The organism is Phytobacter cepae (assembly GCF_054165735.1).
The window spans coordinates 703,819-719,413 of sequence record NZ_CM135107.1; the positions used below are offsets into that span (position 1 = coordinate 703,819).

Below are 15,595 nucleotides of genomic sequence, written 5' to 3' on the forward strand. Positions count from 1 at the left end.
CGGTTTATTTCCCTCTCTGTCTGAAAGGAGAGAGAGGGAAATACCCTTAATTTCTCTGTTGAATTAATATGTAATTTAATTAAGCTATATTTGTTAAAATAATATTAAATACCGATCAATTTCTCACCAAATAATAGCCTTATTATTATCAGTTTTAATTTCTATTAAATTAGAGTTAAGCCCCATTAATATTAGTTGCGCAACTTTCATCTGGCTGAATATAACGATCGATAGATCTAAATTAATAGCTTGTAACTATCAGAATAATAAATAGTAAAACAAAAAAACGATCAATCTCATAAAGTTAGTCGCAACGTTACCGATAACTTCCATCAGAGACGATAATTTAATCAGCTCTATCGCGTTTTCTCTTCTAACTCATTGTGAGTGCGTACGTTTTTATCAGTACTATAATCAGATACATGGGGAATATATGTTTTTACATGATGTAAAAATTGGCACCAAATTATTTCTGGCGTTTGGGTTTTTTATCGTCTTAATGGTCGCCAGCTCTTGTCTCTCGCTTTTCAGCCTCAACCGCGCGAATAATGGGATGCAAAATATTGTTCACAACGATTATCCGACCACGGTGAAAGCGAATCAGCTTATCGATCAGTTCCAGACGTTTGTGAGTACGCAACAGATGATGCTGCTGGACACTGACGGGAAATGGCGTGAACAATCCCAGAAGCAGTTGAGTGATATTAGTGCCCGCATTACCGTCCTTCTTGAAGACCTCAATAAAAATCTGCCTGACCCGGAATCGCAGAAAATTCTTGCGGACATCAGAGACGTTCGTCAGCAGTATCTTGATTCGCGTTTTCGCATCCTTGAAGCGGTTAAAAACAATGACCAGTCTGCGGCCATTACCGAAATGATGACCAAAATGGTGCCGATTCAGAAGGCGTACAAAGATAACGTGCTGGCGCTGATTGCCATTCGCGATGCGCAAATGCGTAACGCCGGGGAGCAGGTGCAGGGGGATTTCAGCACCAACCGTCTGCTGCTGGTGCTGCTGGCGGTGTTCAGCATTGGTATGGGCACCCTGTTGGGCTGGTATATCGTGCGGATGATCACCCGCCCGCTGCGTGAAGCGGTGGATTTTGCCGGGGCGATTGCCGGTGGCGACCTGACCGGATCGATTCATTCTGATTCCCGCGATGAGACCGGCGTGTTGCTGCGCTCACTGATGGAGATGAAGACCCGACTGGTGGATATTGTCCAGGAAGTTCAGTTCGGCTCACAGAACATCTCCAGCGCGGCGGCGCAGATTATGGCCGGCAACCAGGACCTGGCGGCGCGGACCGAGGAGCAGGCCAGCTCGGTCGAACAGACCGCCTCGTCGATGGAACAGATCACCGCGACGGTGAAAAACACGGCGGATCATACCCATGAGGCGACCACGCTCTCAGCGGATGCGGCGACCGTGGTGAAACACAACGGCGAGATGATGAAACAGGTCACCGAGAAAATGCGGGTGATCAACGACACCTCCAACCGCATGTCCGACATCATCAACCTGATTGATGCCATCGCCTTCCAGACCAATATCCTCGCGCTGAACGCGGCGGTGGAAGCGGCGCGCGCCGGTGAGCATGGGCGTGGTTTCGCGGTGGTTGCCGGAGAAGTTCGCCAACTGGCGCAAAAAAGCGCCTCGTCGGCAAACGATATTCGTCAGCTGATTGAAAGCTCTACCAGTCAGACCCGTGAAGGGATGGCGCTGGTTGAAAAGGCGGGCAATCTTATCAATGGCATGGTCAGCAATGTGCAGGAGATGGACGTCATCCTGCGTGAAATTGGCCAGGCCAGCCGTGAGCAAACCGATGGCATTTCGCAGATTAACAGCGCTATTGGCCTGATTGACTCGACGACTCAGCAGAACTCCAGCCTGGTGGAAGAGTCCGTTGCAGCGGCAGCAGCCCTTAACGACCAGGCGGAGCACCTGCTTGGTCTGGTGCAGGTCTTCCGCCTGACTAACGAAAGGCAGCCAGCTTAATCGAGTTGTGATATTTCCAGTGCTGCGCGGTCGATAACACCCACGATCTGTTTAAGCTGCGCGGCACTGATATCGCCTTGGTTGACCTTCAGCTCAAGCACCGCTTTGAAGTTTTCCAGCGCCCGTTTCATTTGTGGATCTTTACGCAACTGATAGCCCACGCTGCGAGCGTTGATACGCGCATGAATATGCTCCAGATGCTCTTTGTTCTCGTCCATCCAGGCCTGGCCCTGCACGGTGATGGCAATTTTTTTGCGCCCACCCTCCTCTTCGCTCATCGAAATTAGCTGTTGATCCTGCAAAAAATCGAGGGTCGGGTAGATAACGCCCGGACTTGGCGTGTAGTTGCCCTGGGTCAGGCTTTCAATCTCTTTGATCAACTCATAACCATGACTGGCGTTACGCGTGAGGATGTCCAGTATGACCAGACGCAGTTCGCCGTGGCCGAAGAAACGCTGACGACGACCGCCGCCGCGCCCGTGACGGTGTTCGCCGTGTTCATGCTCTGAACAGTGATGATGTTCGCCATCGCAGACTGAATGATGATGTCGCATGGTGTACTCCTTGTTTAATTTGATATATCTAATTTATATCTAAATATTCAATTAAGCCAATGGTGAATGCGGTTTATATTTTATTTTGTTGTTTTTATTGGCTATTATTTTGCTTTTTAGCAACGCGTGCGCTTAAGTCAGAGTGTATCTAAAAAAGATCTTGTGTTCTGTATAAACAACAATCATTATCATTTAAACGTAATTTAGATATATCGTATTCCACTTCACGCAGGCCGATTATGACTATTCCACAACACCGTTATCCCGCGCGTGTGCGCAATGAACTGCGCTTTCGCGAACTGACCGTTTTGCGCGTTGAGCGCATCAGTGCCGGTTTCCAGCGCATCGTGCTGGGCGGTGAAGCGCTTGAAGGCTTCACCTCACGCGGCTTTGACGACCACACCAAAGTATTTTTCCCCATGTCTGGCAGTACCTTTACCCCGCCACAGGTGACCGATGAAGGGATCGTCTGGGGGGACGGGCCGCGTCCGGCATCCCGGGATTACACCCCTTTGTACGATGAAAGCCGCCATGAACTGGCGATCGATTTCTTTATTCACGAAGGCGGTGTGGCCAGTGAATGGGCGATGAAGGCGCAGGTTGGGGATTCGCTGACGATTGGCGGCCCGCGGGGTTCACTGGTGGTGCCGGAAGATTATGGCTGGCAGTTTTATGTGTGCGACGAGTCCGGGATGCCGGCGCTGCGACGTCGCCTGGAAGCGCTGAATACACTGGCGGTTCGCCCGCAGGTGAAAGCGGTGGTGACCATTGCCGATGCTGCTTACCAGGATTACCTGGCCCACTTAAGTCATTACAACATTGAGTGGGTGATTGGGCACGGCTCAAACGCGGTGGCGGAAACGCTGGCGGCGTCAGAGATACCGGACGGCGAGTATTACATCTGGCTCACCGGTGAAGGGGCAGTCGTGAAATCGTTGCTGGATCTGGTTGAGAGCAAGGATGTCGATCAGAACCTGGTACGCGGTCAGGCGTACTGGCACAAGAAGTAAATCCGGTTGAAAGGGGAGGCCGGATAAGCGCGAGCGCCATCCGGCAATCAACACTTACGCCACCTCTTCGTACTCGGCGTCGTTAACCTGCTGCTCAAGGGTCTGGCGAATTTCACCCAGCGCTTTCTCCTGCTGACGGAAATAGCTCTCCTGGTCGGTAAGCGTTGAAACCAGCTGCCAGGATTCCTCTTTTTCCAGCGCATTGAGCTCTTCAATCAGGCTGGCGATGTGCTGTTTAACCTCAAGAATACGCTGGCGCAGGCGCTGCAAATCGTTCAGGCGATCGCTTGCCATCAACGGCTCCAGCCCTTTTTGTAAGCGGGTCAGAATAGAACGGATGGCAACCAGATCGCCACGCTGACGGGCCTGGTTTAACTCCACCATCATCGCGTGCGCTTCGTCTTTAAAGCCCTCATCGACCAGATCCGGGTGGCACAACTTACTGGCCTGACGCCACAGGCGTTTCAGCTCTGAACGCTCATCTGCCGACATCTTCTGCTCAAAGCCAAAGCGTTTTTCCGCGTCGTGCTGCTGCTCCTGGTACTCCTCATACTCCTGACGTGCTTCATCGCGCGCCTGGCGGGCAGGTTCATCTTCGCGGGTCAGGCCCTGTTCCAGCTCTTGCGCCTCGGCCAGCAGGGAGCTAATCAGCGCATTTTGCTGCTGAAGATGTTTACGGGCTTCGGCAGCCTGAGAAGACTGCGGCGGAAAACTTTGCCAGCGCTGGGTGAGGGTGACCAGCACCTCCACTGCCTGCGCCAGATACTGCTGGCAGCGCAGATAGTCCGCTTCGCGGCTGCGCGCTTCGGCCTCCTGGCGACGCACGGCGGCTTCGGCAAGAATTTTGCGCAGGCGCAGAATCTGCGTCATCAACGGCCCGAGGCGCGTGAGGTAGAGATCGTTGAACTCATCCAGCAACTGAATGCGGGTGTTGCGTTTGTCGATAAGCTCACGTAGCTGCTCTTCCAGCGCTTTCAGTTCCAGCTTACTGGCGGCCACCTGCGGATCCTGCCAGTACACCACCGAACGCTGATTTTGCAGCCAGTGGGTAATGGCGCGTAGGGCGTCACTGTAGTTCTTCTCTTCAAGCGCCCAGACGATGTACGCCAGTTCACCGTCCGTTGCTTCGGTTTTCAACAACGGAAGCTGACTGAGGATGATGCCGTCATCTTCCAGTTCAATGGCGTACTTAATGATCTCAAGCCGTTTGATGGGTTTGTTCATGGCGTTTCGCTAAGGCGCTTAAGTGATGATGTTAATGGTAGTTGTGATTTCTAAACGTGAAATAAGCTCATCGTCGTAGCTGCATAACAACGCGTGCGATCGCGGGCAGATTACCATGTGTTCGTGAACGCTGATATGGCTGAAATCATAATACAGGCGACAGGTTACAGTGCGTTAGTATTCGTGAAAGAAATGCGTTATTTAGGGGAAGGCCGCTCGGTTGGTTTTCTCACCATCAGGGCTGAGGGATCCCCACAAGATAATACGAGCATGAGCGGTCCCCTCTCCCTTGAGGGCTGAGGGATCCTCACAAGATAATACGAGCACGAGCGGTCCCCTTGCCCTGAGGGAGAGGGTTAGGGTGAGGGGAAACATGCGGCTCTGAGGGTAATTCCGTTCACCTTATGTTCCTTGCTTTTCTATCGCTCCAGAACCTGTGAACGTGCCAGGGGGGGTCACCGCCACCACCCAACCATCGCTTTAACTGTTGTGTTCCCATTACGCTGCGTTATCGCTGTAAAACGTAATATTACGGGTGATCGCATTGCCTGTACTCGCTCACAGCTTCCCTTTTTTGTTCATTACCTATTCACCGCGTGAAGTGATTTAGCTCTCATATTTCCATGAAACCGGTTGCACGCACATTTGACCAGGTTAGCATGAAACCGGTTTCACTCAGTTACATGACACACTTCCGATAAAAAAAGGTAGATAAAACATGGCTGTTATCCGGGATTACAACAAGTTAGCAAGCGACATCCTCCGGGAGGTTGGGGGAGAAGAAAACATCAACAGCTTCTCCCGCTGCGCCACCCGCTTACGTCTGGTTCTGAACGACACCCCTGCGGATGCAAAGCGTCAGGTGCAGAGTTTGCCTGGTGTGATTGCGGTCGTGGAAAGCGGAGGGCAATTTCAGGTTGTGATCGGGACGCATGTGGCGGATGTGTTTAACGCTATGTCGGGGCTGGTCAAAGAGACCGGCTCTGCACCAACGGCTCAGAAAAAAACGCGCTGGCTGGACGCGGTGATTGCCACCATGTCTGCCGTCTTTGCGCCGATTGTTTATATTCTGGCGGCGGCCGGGATCCTACAGGGGCTGTTGATTGTTCTTGGCCTGATTGATGCGGATATCAAAACCACCGGCACCTTCGCGGTGCTGAACTTTATGTCCTGGACGCCGTTTGCCTTCCTGCCGGTGTTTATCGCCATTACCGCAGCGCGCCATTTCAAATGTAATCCCTTTATCGCCGTACTCTGCTGCTGTGCGCTGATTAGCCCGGACTGGGCGGCGCTGGCTGCGCGCATCGGCGGCGGTGAGAGCATCAACTTCCTCTTCTTCCCGTTGTCGAAAACGGTCTACACCTCATCGGTGTTACCGCCGTTGTTCCTGGTGTGGGCGCTCTCCTGGTTCGAGCGTCGCGTTGAGAAGTGGATGCCGGAAGTGGTAAGCCCGCTCTTTACTCCCCTGATCTGTTTTGTGGTGATCGTGCCGCTGACGCTCATCGTGATTGGCCCGATTACGACCTGGGCGGCAATGGGGGTCGCAAATGGCTATAACGCGCTGTTCCATGCTGCACCTGCCGTGGCCGCAGCAGTGATTGGCGGCGTATGGCAGATTATCGTTATCTTCGGCGTGCACTGGGGCATTACGCCGGTGATCATGGCGAACTTTGACACTCAGGGTTACGACTCCTTCCAGGCTTACCAGACCATTGCGGTAATCGGCCAGATGGCGGCGGTGTTTGGCGTGTTCCTGAAGACCCGCAATACCCAATTGAAAGCGACCTCCATGTCTGCCGGTATCACGGCGATTTTCGGTATCACTGAACCGGCCATCTACGGCGTGACGCTGCGTTTTAAAAAGCCGTTTATTTGCGGCTGTATCGGTGGGGCAATCGGTGCCGTGGTCGCGAGCCTCTTTGGTAGCCTGTACTACGCGTATGCCGCGCTGCCGGGCCTATTTACCCTGGTGAATGCCATCAGCCCGGATGCGCCGATGTCGTTTATTGGTGAGCTGGTCGGGGCCGGTACAGCAATCGTGCTGACCATCGTGATGGTGCAGTTTGTCGGCTTTGAAGATCCGGCGAACGAAGAAGAAACCCAACCTGCTGAGCCGGTCAAAGCGCAGGCGACACCCAATACCGCCGCGGTGAGCGCCGTTGAGATGCTCAGCCCGCTGAAAGGGGAAGTGATCGCGCTGGAAAGCGTTGCCGATGAAGCCTTCGCCGGAAAGGCATTAGGTGACGGGATTGCCATTAAGCCGCAGGAAGGGCGCGTTGTCGCACCCTGTGACGCAACGGTCGCAACGCTTATCGATTCACATCATGCGATTGGGTTATTGTGCGATAATGGTGCAGAGTTATTGATCCATGTCGGGTTAAATACCGTCAACTTGCAGGGACAGCATTTCCGTCCGCTGGTGAAAGAAGGGGATGTGGTCAAAGCGGGCACCCCTCTTCTTGAATTCGATCAAGCCAGCATTGAGCGTGAAGGATATGACCTGACCACCCCGGTTCTGGTGGTGAACAGTGAGGACTTTACGCTGACGAAGCATCAGCTTCAGGGCGCAATCGGTATGGGGTCGCCGTTGATGTCTCTCGCATAAAGAGACACGGGCACACGTCATGGTGTCATGAAGTCTCGCCGCAGGACGCGGTGGGCTTCACGAGTGAAATCTTTCGCCGTGTATTTACGCATCGGGTCTGCCTGCGGGCAGGCTTGCTGCGTTGTGAGCCACCCTTTTGATTGAGGTTTGATTATGGTAACGATACTGGATGTCGCCAGACTGGCGGGCGTGTCGAAAGCGACAGTATCGCGCGCGCTGAATGGCAAGGTGTTCGTGCGGGAAGAGGTAAAGGCCAGAATAATGCAGGCCGTTGCTGATACCGGGTATCGACCAAACCTGCTGGCGCGCAATCTTGCCAACAGTAAAACCAATTCAGTGGGGCTGGTTATCACCAACGGGCTGTACAACGGACCGTTTTTTTCCAGCATGATTTACCATGCCGCCACCTGCAGTGAGAGCCACAGCCGACAGCTGGTGCTCGCGGACGGTAAACACAGTGCCCAGGAAGAGCGCAACGCGATTGATTTACTCCTCGAGCTTCGCTGCGAAGCCATCATGATCTACCCCAAATACCTGACGGTCAGTGAGCTGGATGACATCATTGACGGTAACCAGACCCCTATTGTTGTCATTAATCGGGAACTTATCAGGAACCGGAATCAGTGCGTCTTTATTGACCACCGGCGCAGCAGTGAAGAGATGGTGGCGCACCTGGTAGCCCAGGGGCACCGCCAGATTGCTTTCGTGGCGGGCATTTGCGGCTCACCCACCGGAGAGCGGCGTTTACGCGGGTATCGCGATGCGTTGCGAAAAGCGGGCATCAGCCCGGATCCGAATCTGGTGATTCGCGGGGCCTGGAGCACCGAGAGTGGGTATGAAGCCGGGCGGCAACTTCTTGCGCAGAATATCCCTTTCACCTGCGTACTGGCGGCCAACGACGACATGGCCATTGGTCTCGCCAAGGCGTTTCAGGAAGCAGGAAAGTCGCTTCCTGACGATATCTCGCTCGCCGGGTTTGATGATTCCGTCATTGGTAAGTATTTCACCCCTGCGCTGACAACGATGCACGTCCCCATGGACGACATGATCCGTGACGCGGTCGAAATCCTGTTGAACCCAAATGAGGAGCGGGTCGTTTCTCACCTGGGAACGCTGGTAAACCGGGATTCCGTAGCCCGGCGCGTTGACGGCGTGAATGAAAGCACGTCATAAGGCGAAGCGTGATGCTGTACTCAAGAGCGCATTTTGTTGTGGGCTGGATTGCCACAATTGCGTGTTGTTTTATGTATATTTCCTATATTCCGCTGATTCTGGATAACTTAAACGGCCTGAAAACCAATCCATTACAGCCGTTAGCTGCCGCCGTGAACTGCGTATTATGGGTAACGTATGGTTTGCTGAGTGAAAGGAAAAACTGGCCGATTGTTATCGCCAATTCGCCGGGCATTGTGCTTGGTTTGATTACTTTTAGTACCGGGTTGTAGTTTACCCCTCAACTTTCCCTTTTAGACTCCCATGTTCCTTTGCTTCTGGCAGGTGCATAACCGGCACCTGCCTTTCTGCCGAGAAGAAAACTAAACCTGATTTATGTCCTGGTTAACAGATTTAGCGATCAGTTGCAGACTCCTTGCAATTTCAGGTCATAGTGGAGAGGTGATTATTCGATGGTTAAGTTAAGGATACGAATATGCCAACAGTAATTGATAAAGCATTAGATTTCATTGGTGGTATGAACACGTCAGCGCCAACGCCGCACTCCATGGATGAAAGTACAGCGAAGGGGATGTTTAATTATTTAAAAAAACTGGGTGTGCCGATGAGCTCAAGGGACATTATTGCCCGCGGTGAGCAGGAAGGATGGCACCCTGAGTTCATTAATAAAGTCGCAGGATGGGCCGATAAAATCGAGTCCACAGATAGGGTCGTGATTAAGAACCCGGAATACTTCACGTCTTACATGAAAGATGAACTTCGGGCGCGGGTGAACGTTGAGTTTGACCCGGCGAGTTAAGCGACCAGGGCGCTTTCATATCCTATGGAGGCGTCTTTTTACTGCATCTTAGGACCTGGTTTCGCTCGCCTCTCACGAGAAAGCATAGCGATGCGCTGGGTACGTCCATATAGCACGAACTGAATAAACCCCCGACCGTTAAAAACATATCGACATGCCAGCATGGAGATAAGTGATGCCAGCATGATGATGACATAGTGCGTCTGTCCGTTCAGCAAGGTCACTATAAGCAGGGCCGTACTCAGCGCATTGGCAATCCCGCAGGGATTCAGGGAATCGTATCAGACTGATGCAAGGTCATTACCCCGGCTCCTGTTCACATTCAGTGGTGTGCACGGTGGTGAGGTAATTTTGCAATGTATTCATCACTTTGTCTTTTAACCATGCAGGCGCGAGCACCTCGATATTCGGCAGCCAGTAAAAAATCAGCGGGATAATTTGGTTTTCGTGGGATGCCTGGCAAGTCAGCGTAATACCTCGTACATCTTCGTGAATAATTTTCTGAGAAGGCAACAAATCACGACGCTTGAGATACATCGATACGGTGTGGTTAACAAATAGTTTGACCTGAAAGTTGTGTTCACTGAGCCAGGGATCTGGCGTTTTCTCCAGCAGCGCCAGCGTCTCTTCACTGGCATTAAAGGTTTGTTGTTTGCTTTCAAACCAGTGAATCTGACTGAGGGCAAAGGACTTTAATTTGCTATTTTCAGTCGCTTGTAAGTACCAGATGTTCTTTTTATTCAGCAACTGGTAGGGGTGTACGGTTCGCGTTTTGCCTTTATAAATGAGCTGGCAAATGCTGCGTTTTTGAATCGCTTTCTCGATGAGATTCATGTAACGGCGCACGTCAGTTGCAACAGTATGTTCGGCGTTGTTTCCACCAATAATGATATTTTTATCTTCCAGTCTGCCATCCAGCTTTTGCCAGAAGTCGATGCCGCGATCCGGGAAAACATTGTCGGCATTCAGCAGATTAGCCAGAGAATGATGTAGGTTGCGTCCGGCGCGGTTTGCGACGCTCTCAATTAGTCGATATTGCCCGTTTCCGAAATGTTCAACGATCGGCGCAAGGGTATTGAGATCCCGGTAAACCGTGCGTTCTGTAATATCGAATTTCTTCATCAATGCAAGTCGGTCTACAACGCCATGCATATGTAAGGTGATCAAAATGTCCACTAAACGCTCAGCCGAGCGACTTTTTCCCGAAGTAGCCATAGCTATTCCCTGTTGTTTTTGACACGGTAGCCAGAATTTTATTTGTGGCGATGACACTCCGAGCCAGTCATCAAACATGCCAATATTTTTATTAACAATATATAACGACCGATTTGAGTAAAACCTTAATGATTATATGAGCTTAATAGGGGATTGATATTTCGTGTGGACATAAAAGAACGTTACTGACGGGGTGGGCCAACGGCACGTTGCTGGGCAATGTGGGGCGGGGATGGCAACTGCGCTTTATTCAGTCGGATGTCCAACTTTTGCAGTGCAGTCCTGTGTGCAGGCTTTTTTCAAGCCGCCCATTTAAACGGAGCGGCATGATTTTTGGGATGCTTACAGCGAGCCGTTGGTGGTTTTACGGTAATGCGCATGCGAGTTTGGCGAGCTAAATGTATCGCGCAATTCACTGTAATCGAAAATGTGTCTTCCCCCATCAATAACCGGGAAAGAGGATGCAGGTTGATAATCGGATTCAAGAGGGGACTCAGGATGCGCTTCACCGGTCGAGATACCCAGCCAACTCAGCATTAAGCCGTAATTATTTGAGGTTGAGAAAGGCTCTTTAACATCGCCTGTTTTGCGTTTCAGGTTAGCCAATGCAGAAGGGCTGTACCAAATGAATTGCGGAACGTCGAAAGCCTCTTTGCTCGGATCGCGTGAGCCATGCATGTAAATCGACTCCAGTTCAGGGTTTTTTTCGAGCCCATGATCTGAAAAATAGAGTAACGATGACGCGCTACCGTTTAGCCTCTTTGCCACTTCACCGATAAAGTGATCGGTATAACGGATGGCATTGTTATAACAATCTTCATATTCATTCTTTGTATGGAACCAGGCGGCGGATGCAGGGTAGCGGTCACAGGCGACTTCATGGCTACCATTAATATGCAGGAAAATGAGCTTACGGCCTGGTTCGGCCAGCGCTTTATCGAAGGCTGGCAGCAGTTCGTCATCGTAATGCGTAGTAATCCATTGTGCATGCTGGCTGAGAGAGGCGATGGCAACGATGTAGTTGTTACTTTTCCCGGAGTTCCCCTGAGCACTGATCCACGATGTGTTGAAACCCGTTTTATTGGCGACATTAATAATGTTGTCGGCGAGCCTGTCTTCAGTGAAGTGATCGGGATCGGCTCGGCTTAGTATCATTGGCACCGCAAACACCGTGGCGGAGGCAGGCGCTCTGGCGTGGTCAAATACCAGCATATTCTGACGCATGCTGGAAGCAACAGGGGTGGTATCGAGCCCGAAACCGTAAAGTCTCAGGTTGCTACGACGAGCTGATTCACCAACGATGACGACATAGTTTTCAATGCCCGTTTCTTTTCTTTCCAGCGCTGGATACACCACATTAGCCCGATGAATATTGTCAGCAAGTTTATTATCGCGCTGCGCAATAATAAATTCAGACCCAACATAAAACGGCGTCCAGGTCAGTACTCTTGAGCTCAGGGGATAATACACCTCAAGATCGGCACGCTCTTTGAGTACGTTGTTGGTAAGGCATATGGCAAAAAAGAGGCCCAATAGCGCAGTGGATATGCGTTTGACGCGGGATGAAATATGTTCAGATGTCGTTTTGATCGCAAGATAGGTTATTGCGACATAGCCGATAATAAAAGGGAGTAAATTTAAATACAGGCCTGACATGCTGCCGACTTCCCGGGCATCCGTGGCGAAGATACTCATTGCGAAAACGGTATTAAATTCGCTCTGGTAAACCTTCCAGGTTGCGAAGGATATGGCAAAGTTGAAGGTGAGCGCCATGAGCAGGGCGACAGAGACGAATTTTCCTACCCAGTAACGATATATTGCGGCTGCGCTCATGATCAGAAATACATTACACAGAAATATACGTATGGCGAATCTTATTGGTTGTGTGCATAAAACAGGGTAGAGCTGAATAAGGACAGAGCCTAATAAAAATAGGACAAAAGAGTAATTCTGACGTTTTTTATGTATGCGGGAATGCATTCCGATAATCGACATTTTTAACTTAACGCAAATTTAATGTTCAAAAGAGGGCTATTTTACGTGACTTTTTTAAACGAATCGTCATCAAACGTGCGTTAACTTAATGCCTGGCAAAATTCATATTAAATAAGCTTGTTTTTTGACCTGCGTATTTTGAAGGTACTGACAATTATTCTTTTCTACTGGCTTTCTGAGCTAGAGAAAGGAAGGAGGATGAAGAAATTTTGTGACAATAAAGGAAAGGGGTAGGGTAAAACAAAAAAACCACCTGCTGCCAGGTGGCTTAACTGCATGATTTTCATCATCAAATTTGGTGGCCCCTGCTGGACTTGAACCAGCCTGCAGAGCTTATTTAATTATTACTCAGTCGCTGCAAGCTCGTTAGTAAAACTCAAGCAGCCGACCCCAAGTGAACTTGTTGCTGTAGTGGTTAATGTATTGAAAGGAAAATTATTATTAATCCATTTAAAACAATGAGTTACTTAGTAATCTTGTTATCGGCTTACTCAAGTTACAAATTGATGAAATTCCCTGTTAGAGAAGGGCGCTAACACTTGCTATTTTATCTAAATCTCATGTTTAAATTTGATAATTATCATGTCCATATCACGTCGAAAGCTTATCAATTTTGTTTTGCCTACAACCATCATTTCTTTACTGACCAGTTCAAAACTGCAAGCAAAAACGCCTCAAAGTAAGACCGAAGCCATAGGAGATAAAGCTGCGCCACCATCCACTGATAGTTCAGTTGTAAATCGCGAAACTACCGCTCTGCTTTCAGCCTTAAAGGGTGATCGGACAACAGAGGGCGATTCTATCATTACAGTTAAACAGCCCTACTCTTTTGCGGCTCGTAGAACTCAGCATGATAAAAATGCTGATACTCTCTCTGCTATGGATGTTGCAGGCATGAAAGGCGATGGAAAAAGTGATGATAGTGCTGCTTTTGAAGCCCTTGAATCATCAGTTAGTGGCGGAATCGTTGAATTAGGATTCAGAAAATACAGCGTTACGTCTTTACCATCAGGTAATGTTTACGTGAATGGCATGTTTGTAACCCCATCACTGGATAATGGAAAAAGCCTGACTCTTGCGATGGGAAACAATGGTGCCGTTACTTCTTCTACATCAGATACGGGAGAATATGAGGCGCGTTATCAAAATCCCCTAACAGGGGATTATCAACCTTCGGGACGTAGCACACGTGACTTACATGCACTCATTGCTTCTCAAAACTCTCGTTCTGGCGGGCCATCGAGGTCAGTCAATGTAGCATCCATTTATAGCTATGCTTCGGGAAATGTCTCTGGAAATTATAGTGCTCGTCAATCAAGGGCCACTGTTCCCCAATCAGTCAATATTGCCACTGAAGATTGTCGTGCAGATCAAGGTTTTCGTAATGTTAACTTGGGATCAATTACCTCCCATGCTACTGGCGAAACGGCAATCAATATTGGGAGTCGCCGAGGGTGGGCAACTGGTTACCACTCAGTAAATATTGCAAGTGTGGATGCTAGTGCTGGTGGTGGAAGAGGCGCTATTTTCAGTGTCGATGTTGCGAAGAATGGGACAATTGCAGCCGTAAAAATTGTCAATGGCGGCATAGGCTATAGCGATAAAGGTACTCTCAGAATATATGACCGCTTGCAATCTCCTTCTACTCAAGCAGAAGCAACCTATAACGTCAATGCTAAGGGTGAAGTCACTGAGGTCACTGTTACAAAATCTGGCGCTGGTTATAGCACTGAAAAAAATGCTCTTTATGAAGTCGTTCAAGCATCGGTCGTTGATTCAGGGGAGTATTCAGTAAACATCGCGACTGCAAACGGTTGTACTACTTATGGCGAAATTAGCTTCAACCTTGGCTCTAATGGTTGTGAGGCTCGAGGTAATCGCTCTGGAAACATTGCTAGTACGCGTAGTAAATCTACTGGGGTAAATTCAGTAATTATAGGTGCTGAATTATCGAATGCTTTAGGACGTAAATCAATGGTGCTGGCATCTGGAGCAAGCAACGCAACTGCTGATTTATCTATGGTCATTAGTGGAACGCTTAGCTATGCAACAGAAGTGGGTTCTATAGTCTTCGGGCGTCGAACTATTAATAACGAACCTCGTTCTATTGCGTTTGGGGATGCAAGCTCAGGCGATTCGTCAAGTTCCAATCGAAAATGGCATCTTCACTCTAACGGCAATATGGAAATTGCCGGTGCGTTAATTCAAAACCAAACTTTTACTGACATTGCTAAAATGTTTGAAAATCTTGAAAGGCAAGAGATAGCCGTGGGTTCGCTTGTCGCTTGGGAAGGACGTAAAATACGTCTTGCCAGAGTCGGTGATAAGACTTTCAGTGTTCATTCAAGGACTTATGCGACACTGCTTGGCGATAGCCAGTTTACGTGGTCTGACCGATGGATGCGTGATGAGTTTGGTCAAATTATTCACCATGAGATACCAGATCCTGACTGGCAAGAAACTATCCCTGACCCTGATTGGCCCAGAGAAATTCCTAATCCGGCTCATCCGGAATATGATTTAATACCTCTATATGATGAGAAAGGCACTCCATTAGGTCAGTACAAACGCATCGTATCGTCCACGCCATTTATCCCCAATACAACTCCTGCGCCTATGGTGCCTAATAAGGCTGTGCGGAAAAAAGTAACTCTTCCGTTGGAAAATCCTCAGTTTGATCGTACTAAAAAACAGATCCCAAGGTCCGAACGTACTTCAGAATGGACTCCAGTAGCTTTAATTGGTGAAGTCCACACACGGGTAGATTCAACTGTTAACGTGGATGATTATGTTATTCCATCAAGTATCGCTGGATTAGGGACTAAGGGAGAGGAGAATTCTGGATTAAGATGTATGGAAATCCGACAGAGATTTGAAAAGAATAAAGGATATGCCGTGGCTTTATGTTTAAAAATATAAATTTTTAAGTTCCCCAAATGAAAATATATAGTTGCAGGAATAGGTATTTTAATAATTAAATAGCAAGCGTTATTGCGAATAAAATTGCCGCATCTATATACGTTA

11 protein-coding genes are annotated in these 15,595 nt (G+C 49.4%); 7 read left to right on the plus strand and 4 right to left on the minus strand.

Annotated elements, in window-relative coordinates:
* The first annotated feature begins 433 nt into the window (after nucleotides 1-433).
* A complete protein-coding gene (locus ACUY4Q_RS03415) occupies nucleotides 434-1,996 on the plus strand; it encodes a methyl-accepting chemotaxis protein (protein ID WP_458045696.1) in 1,563 nt (520 codons plus the stop codon).
* On the opposite strand, the gene ACUY4Q_RS03420 is transcribed toward ACUY4Q_RS03415, so the two are convergent.
* Entirely contained in the window at nucleotides 1,993-2,550 is a 558-nt protein-coding gene (locus ACUY4Q_RS03420; protein WP_458045697.1) for a PadR family transcriptional regulator, read from the minus strand. The two genes, ACUY4Q_RS03415 and ACUY4Q_RS03420, sit on opposite strands and share 4 nt — an antisense overlap.
* Before the next feature lie 245 nt (nucleotides 2,551-2,795).
* On the opposite strand from ACUY4Q_RS03420, the gene ACUY4Q_RS03425 reads away from it, so the two are divergent.
* Nucleotides 2,796-3,560, plus strand: a complete 765-nt coding sequence (locus tag ACUY4Q_RS03425; protein WP_458047248.1) for a siderophore-interacting protein — start codon at nucleotides 2,796-2,798, stop codon at nucleotides 3,558-3,560.
* 54 nt (nucleotides 3,561-3,614) lie between these two features.
* Here the strand turns inward: ACUY4Q_RS03425 and ACUY4Q_RS03430 are convergent, their stop codons facing one another.
* A complete protein-coding gene (locus tag ACUY4Q_RS03430) occupies nucleotides 3,615-4,784 on the minus strand; it encodes a coiled-coil domain-containing protein (RefSeq protein WP_458045698.1) in 1,170 nt (389 codons plus the stop codon).
* Nucleotides 4,785-5,502: 718 nt separating this feature from the next.
* Here ACUY4Q_RS03430 and ACUY4Q_RS03435 point away from each other — a divergent pair.
* The 4 genes from ACUY4Q_RS03435 (at nucleotide 5,503) to ACUY4Q_RS03450 (ending at nucleotide 9,361) form a co-directional block, all read left to right on the plus strand.
* Nucleotides 5,503-7,389: a beta-glucoside-specific PTS transporter subunit IIABC gene (locus tag ACUY4Q_RS03435; protein WP_458045699.1), complete on the plus strand. Its 1,887-nt coding sequence runs from the start codon at nucleotides 5,503-5,505 to the stop codon at nucleotides 7,387-7,389.
* A gap of 153 nt (nucleotides 7,390-7,542) precedes the next feature.
* On the plus strand, nucleotides 7,543-8,562 hold the full coding sequence (locus ACUY4Q_RS03440; protein WP_458045700.1) for a LacI family DNA-binding transcriptional regulator: 1,020 nt from the start codon (nucleotides 7,543-7,545) through the stop codon (nucleotides 8,560-8,562).
* A gap of 11 nt (nucleotides 8,563-8,573) precedes the next feature.
* The gene (locus tag ACUY4Q_RS03445; protein ID WP_437432382.1) at nucleotides 8,574-8,834 is read left to right on the plus strand and encodes a SemiSWEET family transporter; all 261 of its coding nucleotides are present in this window, start codon (nucleotides 8,574-8,576) and stop codon (nucleotides 8,832-8,834) included.
* 203 nt (nucleotides 8,835-9,037) lie between these two features.
* Nucleotides 9,038-9,361, plus strand: a complete 324-nt coding sequence (locus ACUY4Q_RS03450; RefSeq protein WP_458045701.1) for a DUF1889 family protein — start codon at nucleotides 9,038-9,040, stop codon at nucleotides 9,359-9,361.
* Between the two features lie 300 nt (nucleotides 9,362-9,661).
* On the opposite strand, the gene ACUY4Q_RS03455 is transcribed toward ACUY4Q_RS03450, so the two are convergent.
* Both ACUY4Q_RS03455 and ACUY4Q_RS03460 read right to left on the minus strand, forming a co-directional pair.
* Nucleotides 9,662-10,576: a helix-turn-helix transcriptional regulator gene (locus ACUY4Q_RS03455; protein ID WP_458047249.1), complete on the minus strand. Its 915-nt coding sequence runs from the start codon at nucleotides 10,574-10,576 to the stop codon at nucleotides 9,662-9,664.
* Nucleotides 10,577-10,918: 342 nt separating this feature from the next.
* Entirely contained in the window at nucleotides 10,919-12,571 is a 1,653-nt protein-coding gene (locus ACUY4Q_RS03460; RefSeq protein ID WP_458045702.1) for a phosphoethanolamine transferase, read from the minus strand.
* A 582-nt stretch (nucleotides 12,572-13,153) separates the two neighbouring features.
* Between ACUY4Q_RS03460 and ACUY4Q_RS03465 the strand changes: the two genes are divergently transcribed.
* The gene (locus ACUY4Q_RS03465) at nucleotides 13,154-15,490 is read left to right on the plus strand and encodes a peptidase G2 autoproteolytic cleavage domain-containing protein (RefSeq protein ID WP_458045703.1); all 2,337 of its coding nucleotides are present in this window, start codon (nucleotides 13,154-13,156) and stop codon (nucleotides 15,488-15,490) included.
* Nucleotides 15,491-15,595: the final 105 nt, after the last annotated feature.